Origin of the sequence: Desulfofundulus sp. TPOSR (genome assembly GCF_011393055.1) — a bacterium.
Taxonomy (GTDB): Bacteria; Bacillota; Desulfotomaculia; order Desulfotomaculales; family Desulfovirgulaceae; genus Desulfofundulus; species Desulfofundulus kuznetsovii.
In genome coordinates this window covers 1,604,053-1,618,344 of sequence record NZ_JAAOEF010000001.1, presented here as the reverse complement: position 1 = coordinate 1,618,344, position 14,292 = coordinate 1,604,053, and the positions used below count along the sequence as shown (strand labels likewise).

13 protein-coding genes are annotated in these 14,292 nt (G+C 55.5%); 2 read left to right on the top strand and 11 right to left on the bottom strand.

Annotated elements, in window-relative coordinates; all coding sequences use genetic code 11:
* Together G7K71_RS08020 and G7K71_RS08015 are read right to left on the bottom strand one after the other, a co-directional pair.
* The gene (locus tag G7K71_RS08020) at nt 1-1,470 is read right to left on the bottom strand and encodes a hypothetical protein (protein WP_166344789.1); all 1,470 of its coding nucleotides are present in this window, start codon (nt 1,468-1,470) and stop codon (nt 1-3) included.
* 422 nt (nt 1,471-1,892) lie between these two features.
* Complete coding sequence (locus G7K71_RS08015) at nt 1,893-2,750, bottom strand: tyrosine-type recombinase/integrase (RefSeq protein WP_166344787.1); 858 nt, start codon at nt 2,748-2,750, stop codon at nt 1,893-1,895.
* Between the two features lie 165 nt (nt 2,751-2,915).
* On the opposite strand from G7K71_RS08015, the gene G7K71_RS08010 reads away from it, so the two are divergent.
* Nucleotides 2,916-3,032, top strand: a complete 117-nt coding sequence (locus G7K71_RS08010; RefSeq protein ID WP_166345212.1) for a YvrJ family protein — start codon at nt 2,916-2,918, stop codon at nt 3,030-3,032.
* A gap of 54 nt (nt 3,033-3,086) precedes the next feature.
* Here the strand turns inward: G7K71_RS08010 and G7K71_RS08005 are convergent, their stop codons facing one another.
* From G7K71_RS08005 to fabZ, 8 genes are all read right to left on the bottom strand, one after another.
* Nucleotides 3,087-3,491: a PIN domain-containing protein gene (locus G7K71_RS08005; protein WP_166344785.1), complete on the bottom strand. Its 405-nt coding sequence runs from the start codon at nt 3,489-3,491 to the stop codon at nt 3,087-3,089.
* On the bottom strand, nt 3,479-3,751 hold the full coding sequence (locus G7K71_RS08000; RefSeq protein WP_166344783.1) for an AbrB/MazE/SpoVT family DNA-binding domain-containing protein: 273 nt from the start codon (nt 3,749-3,751) through the stop codon (nt 3,479-3,481). Before G7K71_RS08000 ends, G7K71_RS08005 begins: the two co-directional genes overlap by 13 nt.
* Before the next feature lie 128 nt (nt 3,752-3,879).
* Complete coding sequence (locus G7K71_RS07995; RefSeq protein ID WP_166344781.1) at nt 3,880-5,298, bottom strand: phosphoglucomutase/phosphomannomutase family protein; 1,419 nt, start codon at nt 5,296-5,298, stop codon at nt 3,880-3,882.
* A 335-nt stretch (nt 5,299-5,633) separates the two neighbouring features.
* Nucleotides 5,634-6,371 (bottom strand): DUF421 domain-containing protein, encoded by a 738-nt coding sequence (locus G7K71_RS07990; RefSeq protein ID WP_166344779.1) that lies wholly within the window; start codon nt 6,369-6,371, stop codon nt 5,634-5,636.
* Between the two features lie 300 nt (nt 6,372-6,671).
* Nucleotides 6,672-7,613 (bottom strand): SDR family oxidoreductase, encoded by a 942-nt coding sequence (locus G7K71_RS07985; RefSeq protein WP_166344777.1) that lies wholly within the window; start codon nt 7,611-7,613, stop codon nt 6,672-6,674.
* 564 nt (nt 7,614-8,177) lie between these two features.
* Nucleotides 8,178-9,047 (bottom strand): UTP--glucose-1-phosphate uridylyltransferase GalU, encoded by an 870-nt coding sequence (gene galU / locus G7K71_RS07980; RefSeq protein ID WP_013824358.1) that lies wholly within the window; start codon nt 9,045-9,047, stop codon nt 8,178-8,180.
* 69 nt (nt 9,048-9,116) lie between these two features.
* Nucleotides 9,117-10,184, bottom strand: coding sequence for a glycosyltransferase family 4 protein (locus tag G7K71_RS07975; RefSeq protein ID WP_166344775.1), 1,068 nt, complete (start codon nt 10,182-10,184; stop codon nt 9,117-9,119).
* A 166-nt stretch (nt 10,185-10,350) separates the two neighbouring features.
* Nucleotides 10,351-10,782, bottom strand: a complete 432-nt coding sequence (gene fabZ, locus G7K71_RS07970; protein WP_041283646.1) for a 3-hydroxyacyl-ACP dehydratase FabZ — start codon at nt 10,780-10,782, stop codon at nt 10,351-10,353.
* A 298-nt stretch (nt 10,783-11,080) separates the two neighbouring features.
* On the opposite strand from fabZ, the gene G7K71_RS07965 reads away from it, so the two are divergent.
* Nucleotides 11,081-12,967, top strand: a complete 1,887-nt coding sequence (locus tag G7K71_RS07965) for an FAD-dependent oxidoreductase (RefSeq protein ID WP_166344773.1) — start codon at nt 11,081-11,083, stop codon at nt 12,965-12,967.
* Here the strand turns inward: G7K71_RS07965 and G7K71_RS07960 are convergent.
* Nucleotides 12,915-14,015, bottom strand: a complete 1,101-nt coding sequence (locus tag G7K71_RS07960; RefSeq protein ID WP_166344771.1) for a hypothetical protein — start codon at nt 14,013-14,015, stop codon at nt 12,915-12,917. The genes G7K71_RS07965 and G7K71_RS07960 overlap by 53 nt on opposite strands.
* Nucleotides 14,016-14,292 lie beyond the last annotated feature (277 nt).

Sequence of the window (14,292 nt, the reverse complement as noted above, 5' to 3'; positions counted from 1 at the left end):
TTAACCACCCCAACGCTCATCGTTCAATATATACGTAATTAACGGCCTCAATAACGAGGACGCCTGCTCTAATGTTAAGTAATTAGCATCGGCCCAAGTGCCATGCACAACTAGATCAAAAACTTCTTTAAATCCCGAGCCAGAAAAAGCGTTCAATACTTCTCTTGCTCTTTGATTTTTAAAAACATTGTTATTTTTATTAACACAATAAAGTATTATTTGTTGCAACCCAGGATCTCTTTTTGAAGTACGACATAATTCATCCCATTTGCCAACTCGTACAAGATGGTACCGAAGAGATGACTCAAGAAGAGCACGAAGAAGCATAGTTGCAGCTATAGGCATACGGATGTGATTAATCATTTTAATTTCATTCACTAATTGAATGAGACGCTGATCACTTGCAAGGCATGTTAATTCTTCAAAAAACCTCTTCCGTTTTGGATATTTATTTTGAACTATCTCTGTTTTTGCCGACTCCTGTGCCTCTTTTGGCATATTATCTACTATTTCATCTATTACATCATGAGTCTCTTCTTTTAAAATATTGTTTTCGGGCGACTGTTGTGCTATATTTACTGTATCTTCTAGTTTATCAAGATCTATTCCATGGAATTCACAGCATTTTTTAATTATCTTATCTGGCTTAGTCCGCGTATTAGCCCACGGCTTGCCTGTTGAGGGATCTGGCAGCAAGAATGCTCTCACAATACAACGCATTAAAATGCTAAAAATTTCAGGTGGTAGACTGGATATAGGTCGCTCCTTATCATCAAATTCCAGTTTTAGAAGCTCTTTAGTCCGAGACAAAGTAAAAAACCTAGTATAAGGATTAACTGCTAATTTCTCGCCCTTCAAAATTTCTAACTCTTCATCTGTCCATCCAGGCAAATTATGCGCATACTTAAGCAGGTTATATTCACGAATGCTACGCCGAACATTATTTTTCGATGCCCCAAGCCTATATGCAATTTCATCTATAGACATGCCCTTATTGAACCATCTTACAACTCTTCGCATCTTAGCAATTGGTGACCATCTTTTAATACCTGGTTCAGTATGACGCTTTGTAAGTATAGTTTCGGCTTCTCTCCTGTTGGGTGCTATATCTGCTTTTATGTAACTAATGTTTAAAATTAGCTCCTCGCTATCAGCTTTTGGAAATCGTTTTTGGTATTCTGGGGGTATTAAAGTGGGATCAAGGAGCATCTGGCATGCACATACCCGACGATTACCTTCCAAAACAACATGCTTACCATCTTCGATACATGTAATAATTCTATCACCAGGTAATAAACGTTTTGCCTGAACTATCTCGCTTGCCAACTCAATTATCTCTTCATTTTTTAAAAGTTGTAATCGGATTTCCTCCTGGCTTGCATTCTCGCTAACATCGATTCGAGGGTTTTGTGAATCCAGCCAGAGGTCAAGCGTATTTAACGCAGCCTCAGCCCAGGAGAGCCCATTCATTCTCTGACCCCCTTTACTATTACTTTAATTATAAAAGTATTTCCTTCGACATTGTAAGCCTAAATTCCTTTTTACTCCGGTTTAGATTTTTTTAAAGAGCCCAGGGCCCTATACCTGAGCAGGTGAGGGAAAAATGAAAAAACTAAAATAAAATCAAAAAGCGGCCAAAAGGCTACTTGATTAGAGAAGGGGTTTTTCCGCCTCTACTCTTATCACCTGTCCGGTTATAAGACAGACGTCTTCAACCACCAGGTCAACCCCCGTTAATGGTGTTAAGGGGGGGGCGAAGTGACCTTGCCACAAAAAGCTGTCACCAACTTTTCTACTCCTTCATAGTGGACGCTCTCTCCAGGCAGGGCCTATTGGCTAGAAACCGATATAGGAAGGAGCTTCCATAAAAAATAGGGGGCACGCGCGTGCCCCTATTCCCACGACAGCTTTTCCACAGCCTTCTCCAAATCCTGCACCCCCGGCCTGGTGTACCTGGCCGTAGTGTTCAGGTTGGAGTGGCCCGCTAATACTGCCACCCGGTCCAAACTCTCCCCTGCGTCCACCAGCATCTTGCAGAAGGTGTGCCGCAGCACATGGGGAGTTACGCCTTCAAGCCCTGCTAGCCCCGCGTACTTCTCGACGACCCGCTCGGCGGCCCGCACCGAAAGTTTATTTCCCTTGCGGCTCACGAACAGCCACTCCCCGCCCGGGTGAACGTCCAGGTATTCGGCCAGCACCTTCCTCACCGTGGCGTTCAGCGGCACTTCCCGCCACTTCTCCCCCTTCCCACGGCGGACGACGACGTTACCCGAACGCTCCCTTATCACCACATCTGCCACCTTTAAAGAGCAGGCCTCGGATACCCTCAGCCCGGTGTGCAGGAGCAGGAATACCAGCGCCTTATCCCTGGGCGTACCGTATTTCTGCACGGCCCTGAAGAGGGCTCCCATGTCCTTCCTGTCCAGCCACCTGGGGGATTTCCTGCCTTCAGGAACCCTCTTCACGCCGTCGGTAGGATCCGACGACTGGACGATACCTTCTTCCTTCGCCCAGGAGAAAAAGCTGCCCAGCACATCCAGGGCGTGGTTTACAGTCCCCGGCTTCCTGCCCCTGTCCAGCAGATACCGCCGGTAGTCCGCCACATCCAGCGGGGTCACCGCTGCCGGGTCGAAAGATCCGTAAGTCCCCTCGCACCAGCGGGCAAAACCCCGCAGGGCCGTGAGATAAGAAGCTACAGTATTGGAAGACAGGCCCCGGCTTCTCAGGTACCCGGCAAACCCGGACTCCATCCCGTTTTCATCACCACCATACTAATGCGTCGTTAAATTCGCCCCTTAGCACCCCGTTTCCTGCATAATAATGCGTCGTTAAGGCACTCTCAACGACGCATTAGGACTCTTATGCGAAGTCTTGAACCCTTTTGTTAAAATGGCTCAAGTCGTGACTAAGAGACAATAGGTTTTCCCATTGTGGTCACCGCCTACCTGCTGGTGCGTATTGAAACCAAGCTGGAGAACCTGGCCGCCAGCATCGCCGGGCTTGCCCAGGCGGTGAACGCCCTGCGGAAGTAGCAACCCCGGCCAGAAAACTATAAGCCACTCACTTTTACCGCCAGCACTTCGCAATTAAGATTCCACCCCGTACAGATTAAAGCCAAACTGAATGAAATGGCGATCAAAAGCAAAAGCACTGCTTATTCCCAGGCGTTCCATGACCGCAAAGGTGGTAGCGTCGGTAAAAGAAAAAGATTTATCAGAATAGGTAAAGATAATTTCTCTGGCCCTATTTTCATCCTCTTCATTAACCCGTTCCACCGGCCAGCACAATCCTTTCAACCAGGCCCGGGCTATTTCCGGGCTTAACCTGCTGACAAGCAGCGCATGACATTCAGCAACAATAAAATTTGTAATTACCACCGCTACACCTTTTGTGCTCAGTTCTTTCAATATGGAAACGGCCTGCTGGTGCATGTTGTCCGACCTGTCAAGCAGGGCGTATATGGCGCTTGTATCCACCATTATTCTTTCCACCGCTTAATTTCTCCTTCGGCAAGATAGGAATCGTGGTTTACGGAAATATCCTTTTCCCCGCTTTCTCCTATGCCAACGAGCCGCCAGATGGGGTCTTCGGCACTCAATGGCCGGACCGGTTCAATCTTTTTCATGCGTATCTCATTGTCCTCCAGATAGACCTGCAGGTAATCACCTTCGCGAATATTTAGCTTTTTTCTGATCGAGACTGGAATTGTCAACTGCCCTTTGGCGGTAACACGCATTACTTCACAACTCATAATAGAATTCCCCCATTGTGGTTTGATTTTCTTACTATAAGTATACCACAGTTACGTGCCGGAATTAAGCAAAGCCGGGCTAAAGATTGCCCGGCTTGCCTTCCATAATGCTTATATTAGCAGCCCTCCTACAGCCCCAGCATGGTCCGCGCGGCCTGCTGGAGACGGCGCAGTTCATCTTCAGTACTGGCCTCCACGTAAATACGGAAAAGGGGCTCGGTGCCCGAAGCCCGCACCAGCACCCAGGCGCCGTTTTCCAGCACCAGCTTGATCCCATCCACGGCGATGCGCCGCTCCACCTTCAAGCCGCCAATTTCCGGAGGATAAAGGTCCTTTAATACACCCAGGACCCTTTTCTTTTCTTCCGCCGACGTATGAATGTCCAGCCGCTCGCTGTACAGGCGGCCAAAACGGGACCAAACCTCGTAGGCCAGGCCGGTCAGGCTTTTGCCGTGGGCGGCCACCATTTCCGCCGCCAGAAGCCCGGCCAGGATGCCGTCTTTTTCCGGAATGTGCCCGCGAATGGACAACCCGCCGCTTTCTTCCCCCCCTAAAAGACAGTTCTTCTCCAGCAGGTGCTGGCCGATGTACTTGAAGCCAACGGGTGTCTCGTAAACTTCTTGATTAAAAGCACGGGCCAGGCGGTCCAGCAAATGGGTGGTGGCCACGGTGCGAGCCACCGGCCCCCGTTCACCCCGGATCTGGAGCAGGTGGTAGTACAGCAGGGGCAGGAACAGGTTGGGTGCGATATAGGTGCCGTCCCGGTCAATGATGCCGAAGCGGTCGGCATCACCGTCCAGGGCCAGGCCCAGATGGGCCTCACGCTCCAGGACCAGGGAGCGCAGCTCTCCCAGGGACTTACCGGTCGGCTCGGGGAGACTGCCGCCGAAAAGGGGATCCCGCCGGTTATGAATTGCTTCCACCTCGATCCCCTCACCGGCCAGAATATCTTCCAGGTAACCGATACCCGCCCCGTACATGGGATCCACGATAATCCTTAAACGGGCCTTTCTAATGGCGTCAAGATCAATGAGCTTTGTGATGTGCTGGAAGTAAGCAGGCCGGGGGTCGATCTTTTGAGCAGCATCCCCGGAAGGTTCAGCCGGCCCGCCTTCGTGTTCCCCGGTTGCCTGCAGGCGGTGAATATTATCTTCAATCTCCCGGGTAATGTGGGGCAGGGCCGGCCCGGCATATTTCGGGATAAACTTAAAACCGTTATATTCAGGCGGGTTGTGACTGGCCGTCAGCATTACGGCCCCCCCGGCCCGGTGTTCCTTGATGGCAAAGGCGGTAACGGGGGTGGGAGTGGCCCTTCCGGTAAGATAGACGGGAATACCCCGTCCGGTGAAGACGCCGGCCACGGTGGCGGCCAGTTGTTCCGACAGGAAACGGTTGTCGTAACCGACCACCACCCCTTGTCCGGCCAGATGGTGGGCTTCAAGGTAATCGGCCACCGCCCGGGTCACCAGGGCCACATTATCAAAGGTGAAATCCCGGGCCAAAATGCCCCGCCAGCCGTCGGTACCGAAAGAAATTCTGGTTGCCAAGTCAAGTCCCCCCTTTAATTCGGACGTTGGAAGTCAGATGTCAGAGGCCGGAACTGCTGTAGGAATTCTCTGCGCGAATTCCTCCCTCTTTTCCGACTTCCAACTTCCGGCCTCTAACCTCCATTCCCGGCATCCATGCCCTCAGCCCCCACCTCCGCCCTCGGGCTCGCTAAGTTTGCCCAGCACTCAACAGACTTCAAATGACGAGCGGCTAAACATAATGTCTTTCAGGTCTGTTGATTGCTGGGTTGAGTGCTGGCTCGATGTCGCTCGCTCCGTACAAAACGGCGGCCATTTTCACCCTCAGTTTGTGGCGCTGAATACGTCATGGGTGTCTACTGGGGCATTTTGCCGGGAAGTTTGTCGGTAATATCTGTAACATGCTGCATGGTGTCCTCTTTTCTGTCCACATACAATTTGCCTTCCGCGTCCAGGCTGGCGTACACGACATCCTTGACCGATTTGATGCCCTGCTTTTCCAGCTCCCGGTAGAGCCAGTCCTCGGTGAGGTTGTTTTGCTTCAGGTTTTGCTGGATTACTACACCGTCCACAATCAACTCCGAAGGAATGCCCTGATACCTGGTAGGTACCTGCATATCGCTGGGAGTAAGAGGTTGCTTGTGGCTTTTCAACAGCACGCTCAGCCCCCCGTTTGGCTCGGCCACGGCAAACTCCACATCGGCAATATTGAACACATTTTTTTCCCTCAGCTGCATCATGAGGTCATCCACATTGTAAATTAACTTTTTCATGTTATTTTCCAGGATCTTACCGTTATGAATGACCACAGTGGGTTCGCCTTCAATTAACTTGCGCAGGGGGCGGTATTTTAAAGAGGCATACTCCGAAATAACCGTCAAAAGGCCAAAAAGCAGCAGGCCGAAGGTATAATACCAGCCGTTTTCCTTTAAATCTGTAACCATGGCCGCAGCTATGGAGCCGATCACAATGGCATTGACAAAGTCTGCTACCGTAAGCTGGCCCACCTGGGTTTTACCCACCAGCCGGGTGATCACCAGCACCCCCAGAAAGGCCCCGATACCCCGGATGAGAATTTGTAAATAAGGATTCATCTTCCCTTCCCTCCGTCAGTATTAATTTACAGGCCTTAGTTTACCGGGGGTCAGGGAATTTATACCTCTGTTCTAACTTCCGACTTCCAACTTCCATTTGAAGGCCGGGACACCCGGGAACACTTTGCAAAAGGGGTATAATTCAACCATATTATGGTAACAATACCCGCTGGGAGGGTGTAATGCATGAATAGCCAAAAACTGCTTAAACAGCTTGAAAAGAAACAAAAGATGTTTGAAGAATATCTCCGGCAGGTTAGACAGAGCCGGAAAAGCAAGGCCTCGACCGGACACGGGGACTCAAGAACCGTTCATAAATAGGCGCCTTTCTTTTCTATACCACTCCACGGTCAAGTTCAAACCGGCGTCCAGGTCCGTGAGGGCCTGCCAGCCCAGGGTTTTTCGCGCCAGGTCGCAGGATAAATAGCTGTGGCGAATGTCCCCCGGGCGGGGCGGGCAGTAGCGGGCTTTTATTTTGCTACCGGTAATTTTTTGCAGCAGCTGGAATAGATCGTTCACTGACGTGGCCCGGCCGGTGCTCACGTTAAGAACCTGGCCGCTGCCTTTTTTGACGGCGGCCAGGTTGGCCGCGGCCACATCCCCCACGTAAACGAAATCCCGGGTCTGCTCGCCGTCGCCAAAGATACAGGGAGCTTCTCCCTGCAGCAGGCGGTGGACAAAAACGGCCACCACACCCCCCTCACCGGTGGCGTCCTGCCGGGGGCCGTAAACGTTGGCGTAGCGCAGCACGGTGTAATCCAGCCCGTAAAGCCCCCGGTAAACTTCCAGGTAGTGTTCCACCGTATGCTTGGAAATGCCGTACCCTGCCAGGGGACGAACGGGATGTTCCTCGTCCACGGGCAGGTAGAGGGGATCCCCGTAAACAGCCGCCGAGGAGGCATAGATCACCTTTTCCACCCTGGTGCGCCGGCAGGCCTCCAGCAGATGGAGGGTGCCGCCAATGTTTACTGCGGCGTCCCGGGCGGGATCGTCCAGGGAGGCCTGTACGTCCACCTGGGCCGCCTGGTGAATGACCACCCGGGGCCGGAATTGCTCCAGGGTTTCCCGCACAAACTCTTCGTCCCGGATATCTCCATGATAGAGGCTGGCCGCAGGGTGCAGGTTGGACAGGCTGCCCCGGGAGAGATTATCCAGCACCGCAACATCTGCCCCGCAGGCCGCCAGCTGTTCCACCACATGGGAACCAATAAAACCGGCACCGCCGGTAACCAGAACCCGCATGATTAACTCCTTTCGTCTTCAGTGAGATACTGTCGCATAACTACCCGGGGCGGCGGTCGTCCCTCGTCGCTCCGTGCTACGGGCCGGACGAAACATCGTCTTGCCTCGGAGCGAACCTGGCAGCGCTGCATATGCGCCGGAAGTGCACTTTCCTCGTGTATAGTTATAGCCTAAGTAGCTCAATTATTATATCGATACAGCTACCAGCGCGATTCGCGCTGCCGGTTCGCTAACCTCTGCCCAGCACTCACCGGACGCAACTTACTTGACAGGTAGTTAAAGCTCAGATCCAAGTTAACGGCCTATGAAGGTTATGGGCTCTTGTGAGTGCTGGGCGTGTTTCGTATCCGGCCCTCCAGCCCAGCACTCACTGGTAAAGCACTTCTTCGAAGTAGCGTTGCAGGCACATGAGAAACGGCTATTTTAAAGAGATAGGTGTTCCAGTGAGTGCTGGGTCGCTCCTTAAGGGACGACCGCCGCCCGTTTCGTTTCTGGTTTTGCGACAGTACCCAGTAACCCAGCAGGAGCCGGCCTTTGCCACCGGCTCCCGTACCTGCCGGGCCCTTAGAGGGTCCGGGCAATCTCCTTGAGATAGGCCGCAAATTCTTCACCCAGATCCGGCCGGTCCAGGGCGAATTCCACCATGGCTTTGAGGTAGCCCAGCTTATCTCCCACATCGTAGCGCCGCCCTTTAAAGGCCAGGCCGTACACGGGCTGCTCCCGGCAGAGAACCCTTAAGGCGTCGGTAAGCTGGATTTCCCCGCCCGCCCCGGGGGGTGTTTCGGCCAGTATGTCAAAGATACGCGGGTCAATTATGTAACGGCCCATGATGGCCAGGCGGGAGGGGGCCTCATCGGGAGCCGGTTTTTCCACCAGATCCCGTACCCGGTAAACGCCTTCCCTGATGGGCTCGGCGTCCAGGATCCCGTACTTGCTGACGTCTTCCGGGGGTACTTCCTGCACCGCCAGGATGGTGCCGGGCATTTCTTCGTAGAGGGTTAAAAGCTGTTTCAAGCACGGCGTCCTGCTGCGCACGATATCGTCGCCCAGGAGCACGGCAAAGGGCTCGCTGCCGATAAACTTCCGGGCGCAGTATACGGCATGGCCCAGGCCCCTGGGTTCCTTTTGCCGTACGTAATATATATCAACCATTTCGCTGATATCCTGAACCAGTTCCAGCAGCCCCAGCTTCTCCCTGGCCCTTAACTGCTCCTCCAGGTCTGGAGACTTGTCGAAATGATCCTCTATGGCCCGCTTATGGCGTCCGGTAATGATCAGAATATCTTCAATGCCTGAATGCACCGCCTCTTCAATGATGTACTGGATGGTGGGCTTGTCGACTATGGGCAGCATCTCCTTGGGCTGTGCTTTGGTGGCCGGCAAAAAACGTACCCCCAAACCGGCCGCCGGAATAATGGCCTTACGGATCTGCAAAAAGCAACACCCCCATCATGTAAAATTAAGCGGTCCTCCAACCTGGCAGGACCGCTGCTGTGACCCACTCTATAACCTGCTCGACATCTGTCGATCCTTTTCAGGGGCTCTACCAATCACGCCCACTTTGTTTGCCGCGGCAATGACCACAACGGCCAGTACAACCAGCAGGGCCAGGGCCTGATCGGTAGCCACCAGGTTCAATACCACCGCGCTGGCTCCCAGCAGGGCGCTGATGCCGTAAATCACCAGGACGGCCTGCCGGTGGGAAAGTCCCAGGGCCAGCAGTTGATGATGCAGGTGCTCCTTATCCGGCTGGAAGATGGGCCGATGCCTGTGGTAGCGGCGCAATACGGCAAAGAAGGTATCCAGCAGGGGGATGCCCAGAATAACCAGGGGCACCAGCACCGAAACGGCAGTTACACTCTTGGTCAAACCCATGATGGCCATTACGGCCAGGGTATAACCCAAAAGCATGGAACCGGAGTCACCAAGGAAGATTTTAGCCGGGTGAAAATTGTAGCGTAAGAAGCCCAGCAATGCCGCAGCAAGCAATAAGGCCAGCATGATTATTTCCCGCTGCCCTGCGGCACCAAAAATCTGCCACTGTGTCCAGCCCACCACCGCCATAGTTAAGGCGGCAATACAGGAAACGCCGCCGGCCAGACCATCCAACCCGTCAATTAAATTGACCGCGTTGGTAACGGCTACCACCCAGAAAATGGTAATAGGAATACCCAGCCATCCAAGATCGACTATATGGCCGTTAAAGGGATTGGTGACAAAATATACCTGCACACCCAGAGGCAACAGGACCAGTGCCGCAGCCACCTGCCCGGCCAGCTTCACCCGGGGTGAAAGGCCCCGGATATCATCCAGCGCACCAAGGAGCATGATCAACGTCATCCCCAGCAGCAGCCCGTAAAGACTGCGGGTGGGCTGTATGGTAACCAGAACGGCCGTAACAAAACCTGCGTATACCGCCAGACCACCCAATCGCGGCATAACACCCTTATGCACCTTGCGGGCATTGGGCCGGTCCACCGCTCCCCAACGGAAGGCCTGCCGCCGCACCCAGGGGGTTGCCGCCAGGGTAATTCCGCCGGCCAGCAACAGGCCCAGCAACATTTTGAACAAGCTCTATCCCTCCGCAACCGACAATAACCCGTAGTATCAGAGGTATTGTACCATTATGAACTTTATAACTACAAACTGCGCTATATGATGCCGGAGGGTGATAAATGGGGTGCGGTGGATTCTGGACAAGCTTTTTTAACTTATTGCCTGCTCAAGGAAAATTTGATTAACTTCCCTGTTCTACGGCAAAAATGAGCTCCGCTTCGGCCGCCAGCTGGTCTCCCACCAGCGCCCGACCCGCCGCCCTGCCAATGTTTCCGCGCATTTTGAGAATCTGGACTTCAATGTGCAGCTGGTCCCCGGGTACTACCTGGCGGCGGAACCGGGCCTTATCGATACCGGCAAAAAGAGCCAGCTTACCGGCAAACTCCGGCATTTGCAACAGGGCCACCGCCCCCACCTGGGCCATGGCTTCAATAATCAAGACCCCGGGCATTACCGGATGGCCGGGGAAGTGCCCGGCAAAAAAGGGCTCGTTGATGGTGACATTTTTAATGCCCACGGCCCGCTTTCCCTCTTCCACCTCCACAATCCTGTCCACCAGAAGGAAGGGGTAGCGGTGGGGGAGAATTTTTTGTATCGACTGTACGTCCAGCATGCGCTTTTCCGGCCGCAGCCGGTGTGACACTCCTTTCCCTAAATATTTCAGTAAATCGTTTTGACACTGATGCGGCCCAGCACTCACCAGAATACGACTCAGCTCTTGGTATTTCAGGCTTAATTGATACCCGAGGTTTTTAAAGACCTGATATGCTAGTGAGTGCTGGGTCCGGAGCGAACGACTGCAAGCGGACTACGCTAAAGCTTCGAGCTTAAAACAGGAATATTATACCACAGGAGTCTTTCTCCTGGCCAACCCTTTTGCCGGACAAAATTTACGACAAGGTGGCAATGGTATGGACAACAAAACCTGGCCCTTGCATGAAAACGGTTACCGGCCGTGGTATTTTGCCGGCGGCCGTCTTTTTACATTCCTTTTGTTAATCCTTTTCCTCCTATCCCTCCTCCTGCTTGCCGCCTGGCACGACGCCGGCGTAACCGGCAGGGTAGAACAATACGACATCGTGATCTACGGCGGCAGCTTTGCCGGCTGCGCCGCGGCCCGCACCGCCGCCCTGGTCGCCCCGCATAAGTCCATCCTGCTGGTGGTACCGGACCCCGTACCGGCCCTGGGCAGTACCGGCACCATCGGCGGGCAAAATTTTTTTGATCTCCGGCGCTGGCGGGGGCAACTGGTGGCTAAAGGTTCCTTCGCCCGCTGGTACGGCCAGACCGGGCAGTTTTACCACCCGGGAACCATGGCCACCCTGCTGCGGGCGGACCTGGCAAAGCACGATAATATCTCTATTCTCTGGTGCCACGATATAGAAGCGGTAGATTATACCAGCCATCCCCGGCGCATTGCACAGCTGGTTCTGCGGGAAGTTTTCCCGGACCGGAACGGGGTAACCCGCTGGGGCAGCGACGTGCGCCGGGTGAAGGGGCAGGTGTTTGTGGACGCCTCGGACGACGGCCGCCTGACGCGCCTGGCGGGAGTCACCACCACCAGCGGGCGTTACGACTGGCCGGCAGGGTACCTTGACGACTCGGAACGGGAATTACCGCAGAAACAAAAAACAGCCCGCATCACTACCGCGGGGCTGGCCCGCCAGCAGGCGGCCACCCTGATGTTTAAAGTGCGGGGTGTGGAAACACCTCCCCCGCGAGCCGGCAGGGTGCTAACGATAGGTGACCTGACCTTTACCCGTGATCCCCGGGGCGGCCTGGGTATTGCCGGAGGCAGCCGCACTTTCAGGGAAAACCCGGTGGTAAGGGCCTTCAACGACCACTACGCCCCCCGGGGCTTTGCCCTGAAGCCGTTAAACGCCGCCTCCGACGGCCGGGACAGCTCCCAGTGGTGGGTGAACGCCCTGGTGGTTTTCAACGTGGACGGCCGGGCCTGCCTGCGGGACCGGGGCACTTCCCGCTACCCCGCCATGCGTGAAGACTACCTGGATGTGGACACCGCCCGGCTCAAGGCCAGGGAGATGCTGAAAAACCCGGCCTTTCTGGAAGCGCTGCGGCAGTTTTCCACAGTCAATCCTGCCACGGGGCAACGTTACGGTTTTGCCGGGGCGGAACTGGTGCGGGACAGCCGGGGAGAGCCGGTGGTGGGGGATATTCTCTACCTGCGGGAAACCATTCACCTGCCCCTGGATGCGGAAAAGGTGGGCCATGGAACGGAGAACACAAACTATGCCCTGACGGCAGAGGCCTGCCAGGGAGCGGGGGACGGGTCCGGCCAGGCGGGCACCCGGGGCCGGACCGGTAAAACCGGTGCTGCAAAATTAACCGCAAACAATTCCCGGATACCCTCGCCCGCAGCCGATGCGGCCAACTACCCCACCCGCATCGGCCTGGGTTATTATGCCATGGATATCAACGCCTACACCTGCCGGGATTTAAAACAAAACGGCGTGTACACCTGGCCGGTCACGGGAACCGTGCGCCCCGACTGGGAGCGGCAGGGCGGAGAGCCGCAGAACCCCGTCTACCTTCCCTACCGCATGCTGGTCACCCCCGGGGCCGAAAACCTGCTGGTGCCGGGGTATGCCACCGGTGCCTCCTCCCTGGCCTGGGCGGAAATCCGGGTTATTCCCAATTTATGCGTGCTGGGGGATGCGGCGGGGGCGGCAGCGGCCCGGGCCGTCCTGTACGGCGAGGCGCCGGCCCGCTTCGGCCCCGCCCAGATCAGTTGGGTGCAGCAAACCCTGCGCCGTATGGGAGCAAGGCTGGAGAAGTGACCACCAGCACGCGGGATTTGGAGCTGGTCAGCGTCAGGGGTACGATCACCCTGGATTGGTCCAGGGGAGTGACCAGCCACTGGTTCATCACGGGCAGGCCGGCCAGCGCACCCCTCCAGGACCAGGAACTGATAATCTGCCGGTCTGGAGATACTTCTAATAAGGTGGAAGTGCCGGCATCGGCAATCAGCGTGTTCCCGTTGGGAAGACGCACGGCACCCGTGGGGCGCTTGAGCCTGACTTTTTCAGTTGCCGCTGTAGTGCTGGCGGTTGCCCCGTCCCGGCCGGGAACGATAGTTTTGCCGTTTTGATCTTCGTTATTCCCCGTTGCGTCCGGCGCGGCCTTTCGTATGGCGGGAGGTGGGCCATACGTACCGTCCCCCACCTGCCAGACCACCTGCTTTTTAGCGTCGATTTCCAGCACCCGCCCCCCGGTAAAACCCTGGTCCACAATCAGGGTGTGCCCGTTGGGCAGCCGGACGGCCTGCACCGGGTTGGCCAGGTGGCCCGGCGTGCCGGGCGGCACCGGCCTGCCCCAGCCGTAGGACCAGACCACCCTTTTGTCCGGCGTTACCTCGATAATCTGGTAGGGCAGGGTGATCAGGGTGTTGCCGCCGGACAGGCGCTGGGCGTACCGCGGTGCCCGGGCCGGGGAAGGCAGCCGGTACTCCCAGACCACCCTGCCGGCCGGGTTCACTTCTATTACCCGGGGTACAAAGGGGCGGCCCGGTGCCCCGGAATCGGCAATGAGGGTATTGCCGTTGGCCAGGCGCCGGGCCGCGGCGGCCTGGACGCCCTGGTACGACCATACCTCCTGCCCGGCCGGGGTGACTTCCACCACCGCCGGGGACAGGTGTCCCACCCGGGTCATGAGCAGGTTGCCGCCGGGCAGTTGCTCCACGTAGTAGGGGTGGTTAACGGTGATATCGTCCCGGTATTCCACCTCCACCGCCGCTTCCTGGGCCGCGGCCGGCAGGGGAAGGATGGCAGCGGCAGCCAGGAATATGGCAAGAACGGCAGCCAGGAACTTATTTGCCCTCATGGTCATGGTGATCCTCACCTTTCACTTCTCATAACTATCCGGGGCGGCGGTCGTCCCCCGTCGCTCCGTGCTGCGGGCCGGACGAAACATCGGCTTGCCTCGGAGCGAACCTGGCAGCGCTGCATATGCGCCGGAGGTTTTTTCTCTTCATGGATAACTACAGCTTAAGTAGCCGAATCATTCCATTGATACTGTTACCAGCGCGATTCGCGCTGCCGGTTCGCTAACCTCGGCTGCGCCGTGTTTCGTATCCGGCCCTCCGCAATGTCGCTCCTTAAGGGAC

Excerpts from the sequence above, each read along its gene's own strand:
- G7K71_RS08020 (WP_166344789.1), bottom strand. The coding sequence starts at position 1,470 with ATGAATGGGCTCTCCTGGGCTGAGGCTGCGTTAAATACGCTTGACCTC.
- G7K71_RS07985 (WP_166344777.1), bottom strand. The coding sequence starts at position 7,613 with ATGCGGGTTCTGGTTACCGGCGGTGCCGGTTTTATTGGTTCCCATGTG.
- G7K71_RS07965 (WP_166344773.1), top strand. The coding sequence starts at position 11,081 with ATGGACAACAAAACCTGGCCCTTGCATGAAAACGGTTACCGGCCGTGG.
- G7K71_RS08015 (WP_166344787.1), bottom strand. The coding sequence starts at position 2,750 with ATGGAGTCCGGGTTTGCCGGGTACCTGAGAAGCCGGGGCCTGTCTTCC.
- fabZ (WP_041283646.1), bottom strand. The coding sequence starts at position 10,782 with ATGCTGGACGTACAGTCGATACAAAAAATTCTCCCCCACCGCTACCCC.
- G7K71_RS07960 (WP_166344771.1), bottom strand. The coding sequence starts at position 14,015 with ATGACCATGAGGGCAAATAAGTTCCTGGCTGCCGTTCTTGCCATATTC.
- G7K71_RS08000 (WP_166344783.1), bottom strand. The coding sequence starts at position 3,751 with ATGAGTTGTGAAGTAATGCGTGTTACCGCCAAAGGGCAGTTGACAATT.
- G7K71_RS07990 (WP_166344779.1), bottom strand. The coding sequence starts at position 6,371 with ATGAATCCTTATTTACAAATTCTCATCCGGGGTATCGGGGCCTTTCTG.